The following is a 13,991-nucleotide window of genomic DNA, read 5'->3' as shown; positions in this document are numbered from 1 at the left end:
ACCCTCATCTACCCGGCTACGACACGCCGGTCCTCACCTCACGGCCCGACTGATACACCACCTTGGTGGACGCAACCCGATCGAATTGATCTGGCGGAATGCGAGGCCGCCTCGCGGGATCCGCACCTACGATATGCAACTGCTGCCTGACGAGCGCGTGGTTTCAGCCGGGTTACCCATCACTACTGCGCAACGCACTGCCTACGACATCGGGCGCCGCAAGCCGCGCGACTCTGCGGTCGCCAACTTGGATGCGCTCATGCGCGCAACCGCGATAACCGCCGACGAGGTATACGCGGTAGCAGAACGGCACCGGGGCACCCGCGGCCTCAGGCAATTGGAAGCGGTGCTTACGCTTGTCGACGTCGGCTCCCAGTCGCCGAAAGAAACGTGGTTACGGCTCCTGCTCATGAGCGCGGGTCTACCGCGCCCCACCACCCAGATACGCGTGACCACACCACACGGTCAGGTGTATTACCTCGATCTGGGCTGGCCGGAGCTCATGGTCGCGGTCGAGTACGACGGCGAACAACATCGAATCGACCGCTGGCAGTACACCAAAGACATCCGACGTTCGGAGACCTTGGAACGTCTCGGCTGGACCGTCATTCGCGTGACCGTGACCGAACGTCCAACCAACATCGTGACGAGGGTTCGGGGTGCACTGGCAGATCGGGCGGCGAGCCTGCGCTGGGGGCATCGAGGCTGATCTGGTGGTCGGTTTACAGACCGCAGCATGGCCCTCACCGCAGGCTCGGCGCCAAAGCTAGGGGCGGTGCGCCCGGCCCAGCGCCAATTCCGACACCGGCAGCGGCGCCCACGCCGGCAGCGTCCACTCCCGCCGCGAGGTGCGCACTTCGAAACCGGCATCGATGATCGCGCGCTCGGTGTCTCGATGGGTGTGGCAGTTACCCATCACGCGGGGCCAGAAGGTCGCGTCGACGAATTGCTGGAAGCGGCCCCGGGCGCCGGCGCTGGCTATGTGCTCGAGGTAGCGCAACTCACCGCCTGGCCGCAGCAGTGCATGCAGCCGGCGCAGCACACCGACCTGATCGTGCACCGAGCAAAGCACCAGCGAACAGACCACGGCGTCGAACGGCTCCATGTCGCCGATCTCCTCGGCGGTTTCGTGGGTCACCGCCACCGGAATCGGCGCATTGGCGGCCGCCTCCCTGGCCTTGTCCACCAACCGCGGTTCGGGCTCCACGGCGAGCACGTGCGTTACGGCTTCGGGGTAATAGGCGAAATTGGTCCCACATCCGGCGCCGATTTCGAGCACCCGGCCCGACAGGCCGGCCAGATTTTCCCGACGCAGCACGCGCACCGACTCGGCTTCGTGGGCGGCGAAGACGGGCCACACCCGGGCGAAGAAGGGATTGTCGACGCTCGGCGTCATGCTTGCGCCTCCTGTGCGGGGCGCTGCTCGAGCACCCACTCCACCAACCGCTGGGACGTCGCCTCGGCGCCGACGAGCCCGGCCACCATATGACCGCACAGTACCGCGCCCAGAACCCGCTCGGCGAACGCATCGACATCGCCGAACGGCAGGTGCGGCTTGGCGATCAGAATGGCCGCCACCCCGTGCGCGGCGGTCCACAGCTCAAGGGCGATCATGGTCGGATCGTCAGTGCGGTAGACGCCCTCCTCCATCAGCGACTGGACCGAGGCGCGCATGTGCCGGAACGCCGAACTGTCCAGCGCCATATCGACATTGCTGCCGGAGCGCCACTCGCCCATGGTGGCGAGCCGGTAGAGCTCCGGGGTCTGCAGCGCAAATCGCACATAGGCCATGCCCTGCGCCCGCAGCACCTCCACGGTCCCGGTGCGCCCCACCGCGGCGCGCTCCATCGCCTCGTCCAGTCGGGCGAGGTAGCGCGCGCACACCGCATCCAGCAACGCGTTCTTGTCCTGGAAATGCAGGTAGATCGACGGCGAGGTGACACCGACACGTTGCGCGACCGATCGAATGGACACCGCGCGCGCTTGCCCGGTCTCGAGAAGCAATTCGGTTGCCGAATCAAGGATTTCGTGACGCAGCCGGTCCCCCGACCCGCGCGGTGCACGTTGGCGGCGCAGCCCGTGCACCGAGACGTCAACCACGGCGGGTCACCGACGCATGGACGTCGCGTCCATTGCGCTGGGACGGCATTTTGGCGGTGTCGGCCTCGCTGGGCACCCGGTGACCGGCGGGCCCGGCGGGTTCTTCAAGGGAGCCGCCCTCGCTGATGCCGAACCGCTCGTGCACCCATACCAGCGGCTTGGGCGCCCACCAGTTCCACCGGCCCATCACATGCATGAACGCCGGGACCAGGACCATCCGGACCAGGGTGGCGTCGGCGATCACCGCGAGCGTCAGGCCCAGCCCGAACATCCGCATGAAAGACACGTGCGCGGCGATCAACGCCGCGAACGACATCGACATGACCAGGGCGGCCGCGGTGATCACCCGACCGGTGCGAGCCACCCCCAGGGCGACGCTCTCGTCGTTAGCGGCATGCGCCTGCGCCGGACTCGGTCTGGCGGGCCGGGCCGCCCCCGATGCCAGCCAGTACTCGCGGATGCGGGACACCAGGAACACTTCGTAGTCCATCGACAATCCGAACGCGATACAGAACAGCAGCACCGGCATGTTGGCGACCAGCGTCCCGCTCGGAGTAGTGCCCAGCGCACCGAGGTGACCGTCCTGGAAGATCCACACCAGCGCGCCGAACGCGGCACTCAACGAGAGCATGTTCAGCACCAGAGCCTTCAGCGGCAACACCACGCTGCCGGTCAGCAGAAACAGCAGAACGAAGGTCACCGCGGCCATCAATCCCAGGACCAGCGGCAGCCGATCGGTCACCGCGTCCACGCTGTCGCGGTTGACCTGCGCGACGCCGGCCATCTGCACGCTGCGTCCGCCCGGCCCGGTCACCTGGTGCAGCCGCTTGAGCTGGGTGTCGGAGGCCTGTGAGAACAGCGGCGCAGTGCTGCTGACGGTCAGCAGTGCGCTGCCGTCGGTTATCCCGGTGGCTCCGACCGGTGGGCCGGACGGCTTGCCGCCGATGAAGGTCCCGGTCGGGGCGGAGACCGCCGAGACGTCAGGCACCAGGGAGAGCCCGGCGGCGTACTGGCTGAGATCGTCCGGTGTCAGGCCGCCCGCATCGGGCACGACGATGGGCACGGCGGTCGCCGAGTCGCGCGCGAAGTTGTCGCGCAGCTGGTCACCCACCTGATGCGCGGACGCCGAGGAGGGCAGCACCCGGTCATCCGGGAATCCCCACTTCACCGAGAAGAACGGCAACCCGAGCAGGATCAGGAGCGCGACGACGGCCGAACCGATCGGCAGCCAGTAGCGCATCACGAACTTGCTGGAGCGGTACCAGAACAACTGCTCGACCGGCTTGTGCACCGGTTCGGGGCGGCGGAAGAGCCGGCGCAGCAGGCGTCGCACGTCGAATTTGTCGATCCGCGAACCCATCAGCACGATGGCGGCCGGCGTGACCACGATCGACGCGGTCGCGACGAAGGCCACCGTCGCCACGCCGGCGTAGGCGAACGACTTGAGGAAGTACATCGGGAAGGCCACCGTCGCGGCCATGGACAATGCCACGGTGACCGCCGAGAACAACACCGTGCGGCCGGAGGTGGCCATGGTGCGGATCAGCGCCTGATCGCGGTCACAGCCCTCGGCCAACTCATCGCGGTATCGGCTGATGATCAGCAAGGTGTAGTCGATGGCCAGCGCCAGCCCCAGAGCGGTGCTCAGGTTCAGCGCGAAGATCGACACTTCGGTGGTGAAGGTGACCAACCGCAGCACCGACATCGATCCGACCACCGCCAGCGCCCCCAGCGCCATCGGCAACGCCGCCGTCAGCAACCCGCCGAACACCCACACCAGGATCAGGAAGCTGAACGGGATCGCGATCATCTCCATGACCAGCAGGTCGGCCTGGTTCTGCTTGTTGATCTGTGCGTATTCCATGGCCGAGCCGCCCGCCTGGACGGTGACACCGTCGTGATCGTGGACGAACTGATCGGCCAGGGTCTGAGCGTTCTTCTGTGCGTCGTTTTCGCCGCCTTTGAGGTTGACGACGATCAGGCCGGACTTGCCGTCCTTGCTGATGAGGTCGGCGGCGGCCTCCGGGGGTGCCGTCCAGGCCGAGGTGGCGTTGTAGACCAGCGGCGACCTCTTGAGCTGGTCGACGAGGTCGGTGCCGGCGTTGCGGGCCTGCTCGCTGCGGGCTCCACCGGGGGCGGTAACCAGGATCAGCATCTGTTGACCGCTCTGGCCGAACTTGTCGGTCAGTAACGTGATGGCGCGCGCCGACTCTGAATGGGGGTCCTGAAACCCGCCCGGGGAGAGGCTGTTGGCGACCGGAATGCCGAAGACCGCGGCGGCGATGAAGACCAGTAAGGCGATTCCGATGATTCTTTTCGGCGCCGCGATGGCCAGTCGAGCGATCCCCTGCAGCATCTCTGTCCCTCCGGCCCCCGGCGCGCGCTGTCCCGAGCAACCGCACACCTATCGGCGCTAACTTAGCAACGCTAACTTACAAGTGTCAAACAAGACCCCGGTGGTGAAACGAGCGCAGCTGAGCGATGGTTCAACCGGGCGCGAAATGGGTATCCCCGCGCTTTTCAGCGAAACCTACCCACCGGTAAGAATTGCCACCATTTTCCGAATCGCGACTCACGGATTCCTTAATGCCGGCTCCTACGCTCAGTGTCATGTGGATCGACGACTCGAGTGCCGACGTCATCAAGGCTGACTTCGAAGCTCTCTACCACGGCGACATGCTCGTCGAGGGCGAGTGCTCGGAGCAGTTCGAAGACTGGCAACCCCTGCCGACAGCAAGCTGAGGTAAATACCATGGGCGTAATTGCACGATTACTGATGGCCGAACCCACCGTCTCCCGATGGTTTCGTCGATAGCCACCTAGTGGTTCCGATGTGAGCCCCCCGCGATTGCGGGGGGCTTCGTCGTTTTCCGGGGGCCGTTGCGCCGACCCTGAAAATCTGCAGCGAAAGTGCGAGAAGGCCCCTGCCATAGTTCAGGCTCGGCGAGAGGACTCTAGCGCGGTGCCATCCGGATCGCGCCGTCCAGGCGGATCACCTCGCCGTTGAGCATCGGGTTTTCGATGATGTGCATCGCGAGCGCGCCGTACTCGTCCGGGTCGCCCAACCGGGCCGGGTGCGGGACCTGCTTGCCCAGCGACTTCTGCGCTTCCTCGGGCAGCGAACCCAGCAGCGGGGTCTTGAACAATCCCGGCGCGATGGTCACCACGCGGATGAGCTCACGCGACAGGTCCCGGGCAATCGGCAGCGTCATGCCCACGACGCCGCCCTTGGACGCCGAGTAGGCGGCTTGGCCGATCTGGCCGTCGAACGCGGCGACGGACGCCGTGTTGACGATGACGCCCCGCTCTTCTCCGAGCGGCTCCGTCCTGGCGATCCGCTCGGCGGCCAGGCGCAGCACGTTGAAGGTGCCGATCAGGTTGACCTCGACCACCTTCCGGAAGCCCTTCAGCGGGAACGGCCCGTCCTTGGACAGCGTCTTGATCGCGTTGCCGATGCCCGCGCAGTTGACGTTGATACGCACCGGGCCCAGGGACTCGGCCAGATCGAGCGCCTTGGTGACGCCCTCTTCGTCGGTGACGTCGGTCTGCGCGAAGTGTGCCCGGTCGCCAAGTTCGGCCACCGCCTCCTCACCCCGCAGGTCCAACACCACGACTTGCGCCCCGGCGTCGAGCAGCCGCTTGGTAGTGGCCAGGCCCAGGCCCGAGGCTCCTCCTGTGACGACTGCGACGGCGTCCCTGATCTCCACGCCAGAACCCCTTCCGGTTGCCCGACCTACTAGTTGGTTGGGACTATACCCAGTCCGTGAGAACTGCTTCGATGTCCCCCACTGGTTGCGCCGACCGCGGCGTATCGGCCGGGGTACGCGAAAACCGCGGGGCCGGCATCGGCTGCAGGTGGCCGTCCACTTCGTACAGCGTGTTCCGCTCGGCGATGTGCGGTTCGGTATGCGCCTCACCGAACGCCAGGATGGGTGTCACGCAGGCGTCGGAGTCGGCGAACACCTTGGCCCAGTGGTCTCGGTCGCGGCTGCCGAACGCCTCGACCAGCACCGCCCGCAACTCGGGCCAGCGCGCGACGTCGTTCTGCGGCGGCAGGGTCGCCGCGTCCAGACCCAGGCCGGCGATCATCGCGGCGTAGAACTGCGGTTCGATCGCGCCGACGGCGACATAGCGCCCGTCGGCACATTCGTAGGTGTCGTAGTAGGGCGCTCCGCCGTCGAGCATGTTGGTACCGCGCGTGTCGGTCCACATCCCCGAAGCCCGCATCTGCCACATCATCTGCACCAGCACGCTGGACCCGTCGACCATCGCGGCGTCGACCACCTGTCCCTTGCCCGAGGTCTGCCGTTCCCACAGCGCCGACAAAATGCCCAGCAGCAGGAACATCGAGCCGCCGCCGAAGTCGCCGACCAGGTTCAGCGGCGGCACCGGCCGCTCGCCCACCCGGCCGATCGAGTGCAGGATGCCGTTCAGCGAGATGTAGTTGATGTCGTGGCCGGCCTGCTGGCTGCGCGGCCCGGTCTGGCCCCAGCCGGTCATCCGCCCGTAGACCAGCCGCTCGTTGACCTTCGCGCAATCCTCGGGCCCCAGGCCGAGACGCTCGGTGACGCCGGGGCGGTAACCCTCGATCAGCACGTCGGCCTTGGCGACCAGTTTGAGCACCAGCTCACGGCCCTCGGCGGACTTGAGGTCGGCGGTGACGAGACGCCGGTTGCGGCTCATCGCATCCTTCACCAGACCGCTGGGACCGGGACGGTCCACGCGCACGACGTCGGCGCCCAGGTCACCCAGAATCATGGCGGCGTGCGGGCCCGGCCCGATCCCCGCCAGCTCGACAACACGTAAACCTTTGAGCGGTCCCGCCATGGGAGCACCGACCTTTCGTCTGCTTTGACGCCCTAACAACCGGTTGATTGCATCTTCGCAGACCCCGTTCCCCTAATGTGAATCGCGTGTCCGAATCCGGAATTGCCGCTCTCGCCCCCGTCCCGGGCCTCGACGTCGAACTGACCGACGGCGTGCTCTCGCTGACGATCAACCGACCCGACAGCCTCAACTCGCTGATCATCCCGGTCATCACCGGTCTCGCCGACGCGATGGAAGCCGCCGCCAAGGACCCGGCCATCCGGGTGGTGCGACTCGGTGGCGCCGGGCGCGGATTCAGTTCCGGAGCCGGCATCAGCGCCGATGACATGTCCAGTGGCGGCGGAGTGCCGCCGGACCAGATCATCCTGGAGATCAACCGGCTGGTCCGGGCGATCACCGAGCTGCCGCGCCCGGTTGTTGCTGTCGTGCAGGGCCCCGCGGCCGGCGTCGGTGTATCCATCGCGCTGGCCTGCGATGTCGTATTGGCTTCGGACAAAGCATTTTTCATGCTGGCGTTCACCAAGATCGGCTTGATGCCCGACGGCGGTGCGTCGGCTCTGGTCGCCGCGGCGGTCGGCCGGATCCGGGCCATGCGGATGGCCCTGCTGCCCGAGCGGCTCACGGCCACCGAGGCGCTGTCGTGGGGTCTGGTGAGCGCGGTCTACCCCGCCGACGACTTCCACGCCGAAGTGGACAAGGTGGTTGCACGATTGCTGACCGGCCCCGCGGTGGCGTTCGCGAAAACCAAGGCTGCCATCAACGCGGCCACGCTCACCGAACTCAGTCCCACGCTGGAGCGCGAATTCGACGGGCAACGCGGTCTGTTGCAGGCGCCCGACTTCAAAGAGGGCACCAGAGCGTTCCAGGAACGCCGCTCGCCCAATTTCACCGACTCCTGACAGGATTACCAATCCGTTTCTGCGTCTATTCCGAATAATGGGTCAACGTGGACGAACGGGGTGCTGTGGCGGCTGAACCGATTCATTGCTTGGTGACCGGGGCGACCGGTTACATCGGCGCGCGTCTGGTGCCGCGCCTGTTGGACGAGGGGCATCGCGTGCGCGCCCTGGCGCGCACCCCTGCCAAGTTGGACGGCGTGCCGTGGCGCCCGGACGTCGAGGTGGCGCGCGGTGATCTCGGTGACGTCGACTCGCTGATCGAGGCGTTCGACGGGATTGACGTCGTCTACTACCTGGTGCACTCCATGGGCGGCGGCGCAAAGGATTTCGCCGCCGAGGAGGAGCGCGCGGTGCGCAACGTCGTGACGGCCGCGCGCCGGGCCGGGGTGCGGCGCATCGTGTACCTGAGCGGTCTGCATCCAGAGGACAAAGAACTTTCCCCGCATCTGCGCTCGCGCAAGGCTGTCGGCGATCACCTGATCGATTCCGGGATCGAGACGGTGGTGCTGCAGGCCGGCGTGGTCGTCGGCTCCGGGAGTGCGTCGTTCGAGATGATCCGGCACCTGACCGACCGGCTGCCGGTGATGACCACCCCGAAGTGGGTGCACAACAAGATCCAGCCGATCGCGGTGCGCGACGTGCTGTACTACCTCGTCGCGGCCGCGACGGTGCCGGTGCCGTCGTCGCGCACCTGGGATATCGGCGGCCCAGACGTGCTGGAGTACGGCGACATGATGCGGATCTACGCCGAGGTGGCGCGCCTGCACAAGCGCTACCTGATCGTGCTGCCGTTTTTGACCCCGACGATTGCGAGTCTGTGGGTGGGCACCGTGACGCCGATCCCGCCGGGTTTGGCGCGCCCCCTGATCGAGTCGCTGGAGTGCGACGCGGTGATGCACAACTCCGACATCGATTCAATCATCGCGCCGCCGCCAGGCGGGCTGACCGGCTACCGTCGCGCCGTCGCCGTGGCACTCAACCGCGCGTTCGCCGGCTTGCCCGATCCGACCTGGGACTCGCTGGACTCCGAACCCGCCGAATTGCTGCCCAGCGACCCCGACTGGGCTGGCGAGATCATCTTCGACGATGTGCAGAAGGCCGTCACTTCCGCCGCGCCCGATGCCCTGCGGAAGGCGGCGGAGCACGCCGTGAACCGAGGCCGGTGGTATTCGTTCCCGCTGGCGCCGCGACGGCGCCACTCCGCCACCCGGTGGAGCGTGGCGGACAGCGACTCGGGCACCGAATTGAAGCTGCGGGCCGAGGTGCGCGCCCCTGGGCAGGCGTGGCTGGAGGTGACAACGACGCCGTGTCCCGACGGTGCCACCGAGTACCGGCAGCGGGCGATCTTCTACCCCCGCGGCATCCCGGGCCGGTTGTACTGGTTCCTGTTCCGGCCGCTGCACCTCGCCGAGCTTCGCAGGCTGGCGCGCGAGGTCGGCGCCGGCCTCTAATGGCCTATAAGACGCCGAACATCGGCGGCAGCGCCAGCACCATGATTAGACCCCACACGAAGTGGGTCAGCATCGGAGCGAGCACGCCGCCGGTGGCGCGCCGTGACAACGCGTTCACGGTCCCCAGGATCACTCCGGCGAACCCGAGCATCGGGTTTCCGCTGGCCATGGTCGCGGCGACATACAACACGGTCGAGATGACCACCGGATGGTGCCGGCCCAGCGCGGTGTAGAGCGCGCCGCGGAAGAACACCTCTTCGGTGACCCCATTGACCACCGTGATCAGCACGATCAGCAGGAACGGCCCCTGGTGTGCGTACTGCAGCACGCGGGTGATCCACGCGTCGATGGGCTGAATCTCCCGGACGATCAGCCCTCCGACCACGAAGATGCCGCCGAGGATCAGACCGATCGTGGTGCCGGTGATGACGGGGCGCTGGTTGCGGCCGCGCCAGCAGACCCCACCCAGATGCAGTGGTCCGGATGCGAACGCACCGAGCAACCACACCGCCGCCAGCGCCAGCGTCAGCCAGTAGAAGCTGGCCTCACCGGGCCGGGTTCGCAGCGAGATCCCCAAGATCGCCGCGCCGAGCACCAGCGTGATCGCGACGACGATGCGCCGGCGCAACACCACGCCGGGCGGTTCGTGATGCGGCACGGCGACGTTGACCATCGCGCGGCGAATCTCTTGCAAAGCGCTGGTGCGGTTGGGGGTCTCAGTTTGGGTCATGCCGTGCGGATCCTCGGGGTGAGCGTTAGCAGGATGTCCAGGCTGGTACGCAACGCACCGGCAAGGGGGCCGGGGACGATGTTAACCAGTCGCAGGGTGGGCCGCACGATGGGCGGCGTGACGGTGCGGGCAAGCCGCCGGATGCGCAACGCGTCGCCGCCCGCCCATATCGGGTCGGTGTCGGCGAGGTGGTGCGGGTCGGCGAGTGCGCTGACCGGGCGGGGCGGGTGCTCGGTGTGGCCGGACAAGGCCAGCGAAATCGCCTCGTCGATGCCCAGCAAACCTCCAGGCGGGTCGGGCACCGTGTTCTGCAGGCCGGCGCCCGATGCTCGCATGGGATGGTCCAGCGATTCCACCAGGTCCCCGGCCAGCCCCCTGGGCACCGGGAGGGCGATCGCGGCGAACAGCGACGCCATCGAGGTGTCGATGCCGGGGACGCGACATGCGGCGTGCCACCGTCCGGAGATGCGGGCATACCGCTTGAGCAGGTCGCGGTACGAGGTGGACTCCGGACCGCTGATGTCGTAAGCGCCGGCCGGAACCAGGTCGGGGTCGGCGGCGGCCACCAGGTAGTGCAGGACGTCGCGGATGGAGATCGGGTCCAGGGGATTGTGCATCCAGCTCGGCATCGGCATGACCGGGAACCGGTCGCCGACGTAGCGCAGGATCTCGAACGACGTCGATCCGGCTCCGATGATCAGCGCCGCCCCCAGCCACACCAGCTCTGGACCGTTGTCCACCATCAGGGACTCCGCGACTTCGGCGCGGCTGGTCAGGTGTTCGGACAGGGCCTCGTCGTCGGGCACGAACCCGCCCAGGTAGACGATGCGGCGCACGCCGGCGTCGCGGGCCGCGGCGGCGACGTTGGCGGCCGCGGCGTTGTCGGCTTCGCGGAAGTTGGCCTGCCCGATCCCGTGCACCAGGTAATAGACCACCTCGACCGGGCCGGCCGCCTCGAAGGCCGCCCGCGCCGACGCGGAATCCGACGCGTCCAGCTGGACCGCCTTGACCTCGTCCGACCACCCAAAGCGCTTGAGGCTGCCGGGGTTTCGGCTGGCAGCCACCACCTCGTGGTCGTCCGCCAGCAGCGCCGTGACCAGGCGTGACCCCACATAGCCAGTGGCGCCTGTCACCAGAATCCGCATATTTTCAACCTAACTGTCGAGTTCAGGGCCGTTGAAAGGGCCAAAAGCCCCACGTTGCAACGCAACTGTCCCCAGTCAGGTACCCCCAACCAGGCGTCGGCAAATCGGTGCAGGTCAACGCCGTGGTGAACCCTCGCGGCGGCGGCACCGTGACCGGCTATATGAACATCACTTCAGGGGGAGATTCGGCACGTCCCGGTACGCGGACGCCAGTTGCCGAGAACACGCCGTCGGTGTGCGGGGTAGCCGTGCAGTTTCCGCGGCACCTCAACAGCCAACAAGACACCATCGCCGCGCTCACCGACTTCGCCGGACCGGAATTCCGGCGTTTCGCGTTGAGTAGCGGCGTCGAATCACGCCACACCGCGCTGCCGCTGGCGCGCTATGCCGACCTGAGCGGCTTCAGCGAGGCCAACGACGCTTTCATCGGGGTCGCGCTGGACCTGGCCGAACATGCGCTGCTGCGAGCGTTGGACAAGGCGACGGTGCATCCATCGGAGGTCGACATCGTCTTCTCGACGACGGTCACCGGTCTGGCGGTGCCGACGCTGGAGGCGCGCCTGGCCAAACGGGTGGGGCTGCGCCAGGACGTCAAACGAGTCCCGTTGTTCGGCCTGGGCTGCGTCGCGGGCGCGGCCGGCGTGGCGCGGATGCACGACTATCTGCGAGCCTTTCCGGAGCAGGTGGGCGTGCTGCTGGCGGTCGAGTTATGTTCCCTGACCATTCAGCGCGAAGATAGTTCCGTGGCCAATCTCGTCGCTTCCAGTCTCTTCGGTGACGGCGCGGCCGCCGTCGTGGCCACCGGGGCGCGCCGCGACACTCCAGGCCCGAAGGTGCTGGCCACCCGCAGCCGCATCTACCCCGACACCGAAGAGGTGATGGGCTGGCACATCGGCAGTGACAGATTCCGGATCATGCTCTCGGCCGACGTGGCGACGGTGGTTGAGAAGTATCTGGGCGATGACGTGCGTACCTTCCTGGCCGACCACGGGTTGACCCCGGAGGACGTCTCCACTTGGATCTGCCACCCGGGCGGGCCCCGGGTGATCGAAGCGGTGGAAAAGGGTCTGGGTTTGCCCGGCGATGCGCTCGATCATACGCGGAAGTCGTTGCGGGACAATGGCAATCTGTCTTCGGTGTCGGTGCTCGACGTGCTGGCCGCTAACCTGGCCGATCCCCCGTCGGCCGGTTCGGTCGGGCTGATGATCGCGATGGGGCCGGCGTTCTGCTCGGAATTGGTGCTGCTGCGATGGTAGGACCCTATTACCTGCTGATCTCGGCGGTCGTGCTGGAACGCCTGGCCGAGCTGGTGGTGTCGCGCCGCAACGCGAAATGGTCATTTGCCCAGGGCGGCAAGGAATTCGGCCGGCCGCACTACGTGGTGATGGTCATCCTGCACACCGCCCTGCTGGTCGGCTGCCTGGTTGAACCGTGGGCACTGCACCGTCCGTTCATCCCGTGGCTGGGGTGGTCGATGGTGGTGGTGCTGGCGCTGTGCCAGGGTTTGCGCTGGTGGTGCATCACCTCGCTGGGCAAGCGGTGGAATACCCGGGTGATCGTGCTGCCGCACCAGCCGCTGGTGCAGAAGGGCCCCTACCGGTTCATGCATCACCCGAATTATGTTGCGGTGGTGGTCGAAGGCGTCGCCCTGCCGATGGTGCACACCGCCTGGCTGACCGCGGTTATCTTCACCCTGGCCAATGCCGCCTTGCTGTCGGTCCGGTTGCGGGTCGAGAACTCGGTGCTGGGTTACGCATGACCGATTACGACGCCGACCTGCTGATCGTCGGGGGCGGGCCCGGCGGTCTGGCCACCGCATTACATGCACGACGGCAAGGACTTTCGGTTCTCTTGGCCGAGCCACGCGAAGGTCCTATCGACAAGGCTTGCGGGGAGGGACTGATGCCCGGCGGGCTCGCCGAGCTGACATCCCTCGGTGTCGACCCGGCCGGTATGCCGTTTCGCGGAATCGCTTACGCCAGTGAGCATCGCCGGGCCGAGGCGTTGTTCAGAACAGGCCCGGGCCGTGGAGTACGGCGCACCACCTTGCACGCGGCGCTCGAGGCGCGGGCCAAAGCGGTTGATACGGAATGGATTCGGACGAAGGTGAGCACCGTCGAGCAAGACGCACACGGGGTGTCCGCGGCAGGCGTCCGGACGAGATGGCTGGTGGGCGCCGACGGACTGCATTCGGCCGTGCGCCGCGCGGTCAGGATCGCCGCGACCCGCGGCACCCCGCGTCGCCACGGATTGCGCTGGCACTACCGGGTGCCGGCCTGGTCGGAGTTCGTCGAAGTGCATTGGTCGCGTTGGGGCGAGGCATATGTGACCCCGGTGGAACCCGATCTGGTGGGCGTGGCGATCCTGTCCCGCCAGCGCCCCGAACTGGACTGGTTCCCTTGGCTGGCAAAGCATTTGGACGGCGCTGACCGGACAGCGGCGCGCGGTTGCGGCCCGCTGCGGCAAGTGGTGTCACGACGGGTGGCCGGCCGGGTGCTGCTGGTCGGCGATGCCGCCGGCTACGAGGACGCGCTGACCGGTGAAGGCATCAGCCTGGCGGTCAAACAGGCCGCCGCCGCGGTCGGCGCGCTCGCCGACGACACCCCGCAGGCCTACGAGCGCGCGTGGCACAAGGTGACCCGCGATTACCGGCTGCTCACCCGGGGTCTGGTACTGGCCAGCACCCCGCGCGCGGTGCGTCGCGCCATCGTGCCCGCCTGCAGCGCCTTGCCGCCCCTGTTCCAGTGGGGCGTCAACGTGCTGGCTTCATAACCCTGGCGAGCAGACGCAAAAGCCCCCGGGAGCGTGCGCTCCACGGGGTCTTTGCGTCTGCTCGCCG

General features: G+C 67.3%; 14 protein-coding genes. 7 read left to right on the top strand and 7 right to left on the bottom strand.

The genetic code is table 11. From position 1 onward, the window contains the following. Positions 1–709, top strand: a 709-nt coding sequence (locus AWC08_RS17845; RefSeq protein ID WP_218621746.1) for an endonuclease domain-containing protein, incomplete at its 5' end; no start/stop codon positions are given. A gap of 57 nt (positions 710–766) precedes the next feature. Here AWC08_RS17845 and AWC08_RS17840 read toward each other — a convergent pair. Genes AWC08_RS17840 through AWC08_RS17830 form a run of 3 tightly spaced genes read right to left on the bottom strand, consistent with a single transcriptional unit; the run spans position 767 to position 4,456 of the window. Beyond that, positions 767–1,396 carry a class I SAM-dependent methyltransferase gene (locus AWC08_RS17840; RefSeq protein WP_065135137.1) on the bottom strand — a complete coding sequence of 210 codons (630 nt, stop codon included), beginning with the start codon at positions 1,394–1,396 and terminating at the stop codon, positions 767–769. After that, positions 1,393–2,085 carry a TetR/AcrR family transcriptional regulator gene (locus tag AWC08_RS17835; protein ID WP_142283649.1) on the bottom strand — a complete coding sequence of 231 codons (693 nt, stop codon included), beginning with the start codon at positions 2,083–2,085 and terminating at the stop codon, positions 1,393–1,395. The genes AWC08_RS17840 and AWC08_RS17835 overlap by 4 nt, the downstream gene beginning before the upstream one ends. A gap of 7 nt (positions 2,086–2,092) precedes the next feature. Further along, the gene (locus AWC08_RS17830; RefSeq protein WP_065135138.1) at positions 2,093–4,456 is read right to left on the bottom strand and encodes an MMPL family transporter; all 2,364 of its coding nucleotides are present in this window, start codon (positions 4,454–4,456) and stop codon (positions 2,093–2,095) included. 254 nt (positions 4,457–4,710) lie between these two features. Between AWC08_RS17830 and AWC08_RS39100 the strand changes: the two genes are divergently transcribed. After that, positions 4,711–4,842 carry a hypothetical protein gene (locus tag AWC08_RS39100; RefSeq protein ID WP_120793715.1) on the top strand — a complete coding sequence of 44 codons (132 nt, stop codon included), beginning with the start codon at positions 4,711–4,713 and terminating at the stop codon, positions 4,840–4,842. Positions 4,843–5,054: 212 nt separating this feature from the next. Here AWC08_RS39100 and AWC08_RS17820 read toward each other — a convergent pair whose 3' ends face one another. Both AWC08_RS17820 and AWC08_RS17815 read right to left on the bottom strand, forming a co-directional pair. Continuing rightward, positions 5,055–5,807, bottom strand: a complete 753-nt coding sequence (locus tag AWC08_RS17820; RefSeq protein ID WP_065135139.1) for a 3-hydroxyacyl-CoA dehydrogenase — start codon at positions 5,805–5,807, stop codon at positions 5,055–5,057. A 43-nt stretch (positions 5,808–5,850) separates the two neighbouring features. After that, on the bottom strand, positions 5,851–6,927 hold the full coding sequence (locus tag AWC08_RS17815) for a CaiB/BaiF CoA transferase family protein (RefSeq protein ID WP_065135140.1): 1,077 nt from the start codon (positions 6,925–6,927) through the stop codon (positions 5,851–5,853). An 86-nt stretch (positions 6,928–7,013) separates the two neighbouring features. On the opposite strand from AWC08_RS17815, the gene AWC08_RS17810 reads away from it, so the two are divergent. Beyond that, on the top strand, positions 7,014–7,826 hold the full coding sequence (locus tag AWC08_RS17810; RefSeq protein ID WP_065135162.1) for an enoyl-CoA hydratase: 813 nt from the start codon (positions 7,014–7,016) through the stop codon (positions 7,824–7,826). A gap of 65 nt (positions 7,827–7,891) precedes the next feature. Further along, positions 7,892–9,277: a DUF2867 domain-containing protein gene (locus AWC08_RS17805; protein WP_065135163.1), complete on the top strand. Its 1,386-nt coding sequence runs from the start codon at positions 7,892–7,894 to the stop codon at positions 9,275–9,277. A 4-nt stretch (positions 9,278–9,281) separates the two neighbouring features. On the opposite strand, the gene AWC08_RS17800 is transcribed toward AWC08_RS17805, so the two are convergent. Beyond that, a complete protein-coding gene (locus AWC08_RS17800) occupies positions 9,282–10,007 on the bottom strand; it encodes a CPBP family intramembrane glutamic endopeptidase (protein WP_069433644.1) in 726 nt (241 codons plus the stop codon). Further along, on the bottom strand, positions 10,004–11,152 hold the full coding sequence (locus AWC08_RS17795) for an NAD(P)H-binding protein (protein WP_069433645.1): 1,149 nt from the start codon (positions 11,150–11,152) through the stop codon (positions 10,004–10,006). Before AWC08_RS17795 ends, AWC08_RS17800 begins: the two co-directional genes overlap by 4 nt. Before the next feature lie 149 nt (positions 11,153–11,301). Here AWC08_RS17795 and AWC08_RS17790 point away from each other — a divergent pair, with 149 nt between their 5' ends. The 3 genes from AWC08_RS17790 to AWC08_RS17780 are packed head-to-tail and all read left to right on the top strand — an operon-like array spanning position 11,302 to position 13,924. Then, on the top strand, positions 11,302–12,408 hold the full coding sequence (locus AWC08_RS17790) for a type III polyketide synthase (RefSeq protein ID WP_372511544.1): 1,107 nt from the start codon (positions 11,302–11,304) through the stop codon (positions 12,406–12,408). Further along, positions 12,402–12,911, top strand: a complete 510-nt coding sequence (locus AWC08_RS17785) for an isoprenylcysteine carboxyl methyltransferase family protein (protein WP_065135143.1) — start codon at positions 12,402–12,404, stop codon at positions 12,909–12,911. The genes AWC08_RS17790 and AWC08_RS17785 overlap by 7 nt, the downstream gene beginning before the upstream one ends. Next, positions 12,908–13,924 carry an NAD(P)/FAD-dependent oxidoreductase gene (locus tag AWC08_RS17780; protein WP_069433646.1) on the top strand — a complete coding sequence of 339 codons (1,017 nt, stop codon included), beginning with the start codon at positions 12,908–12,910 and terminating at the stop codon, positions 13,922–13,924. The genes AWC08_RS17785 and AWC08_RS17780 overlap by 4 nt, the downstream gene beginning before the upstream one ends. The last annotated feature ends 67 nt before the right edge of the window (positions 13,925–13,991 follow it).

The organism is Mycobacterium gordonae (assembly GCF_002101675.1).
Taxonomy (GTDB): domain Bacteria; phylum Actinomycetota; class Actinomycetes; order Mycobacteriales; family Mycobacteriaceae; genus Mycobacterium; species Mycobacterium gordonae.
Note: the sequence above shows the minus strand (reverse complement) of the source record. Positions and strands in the feature narration are given on the sequence as shown.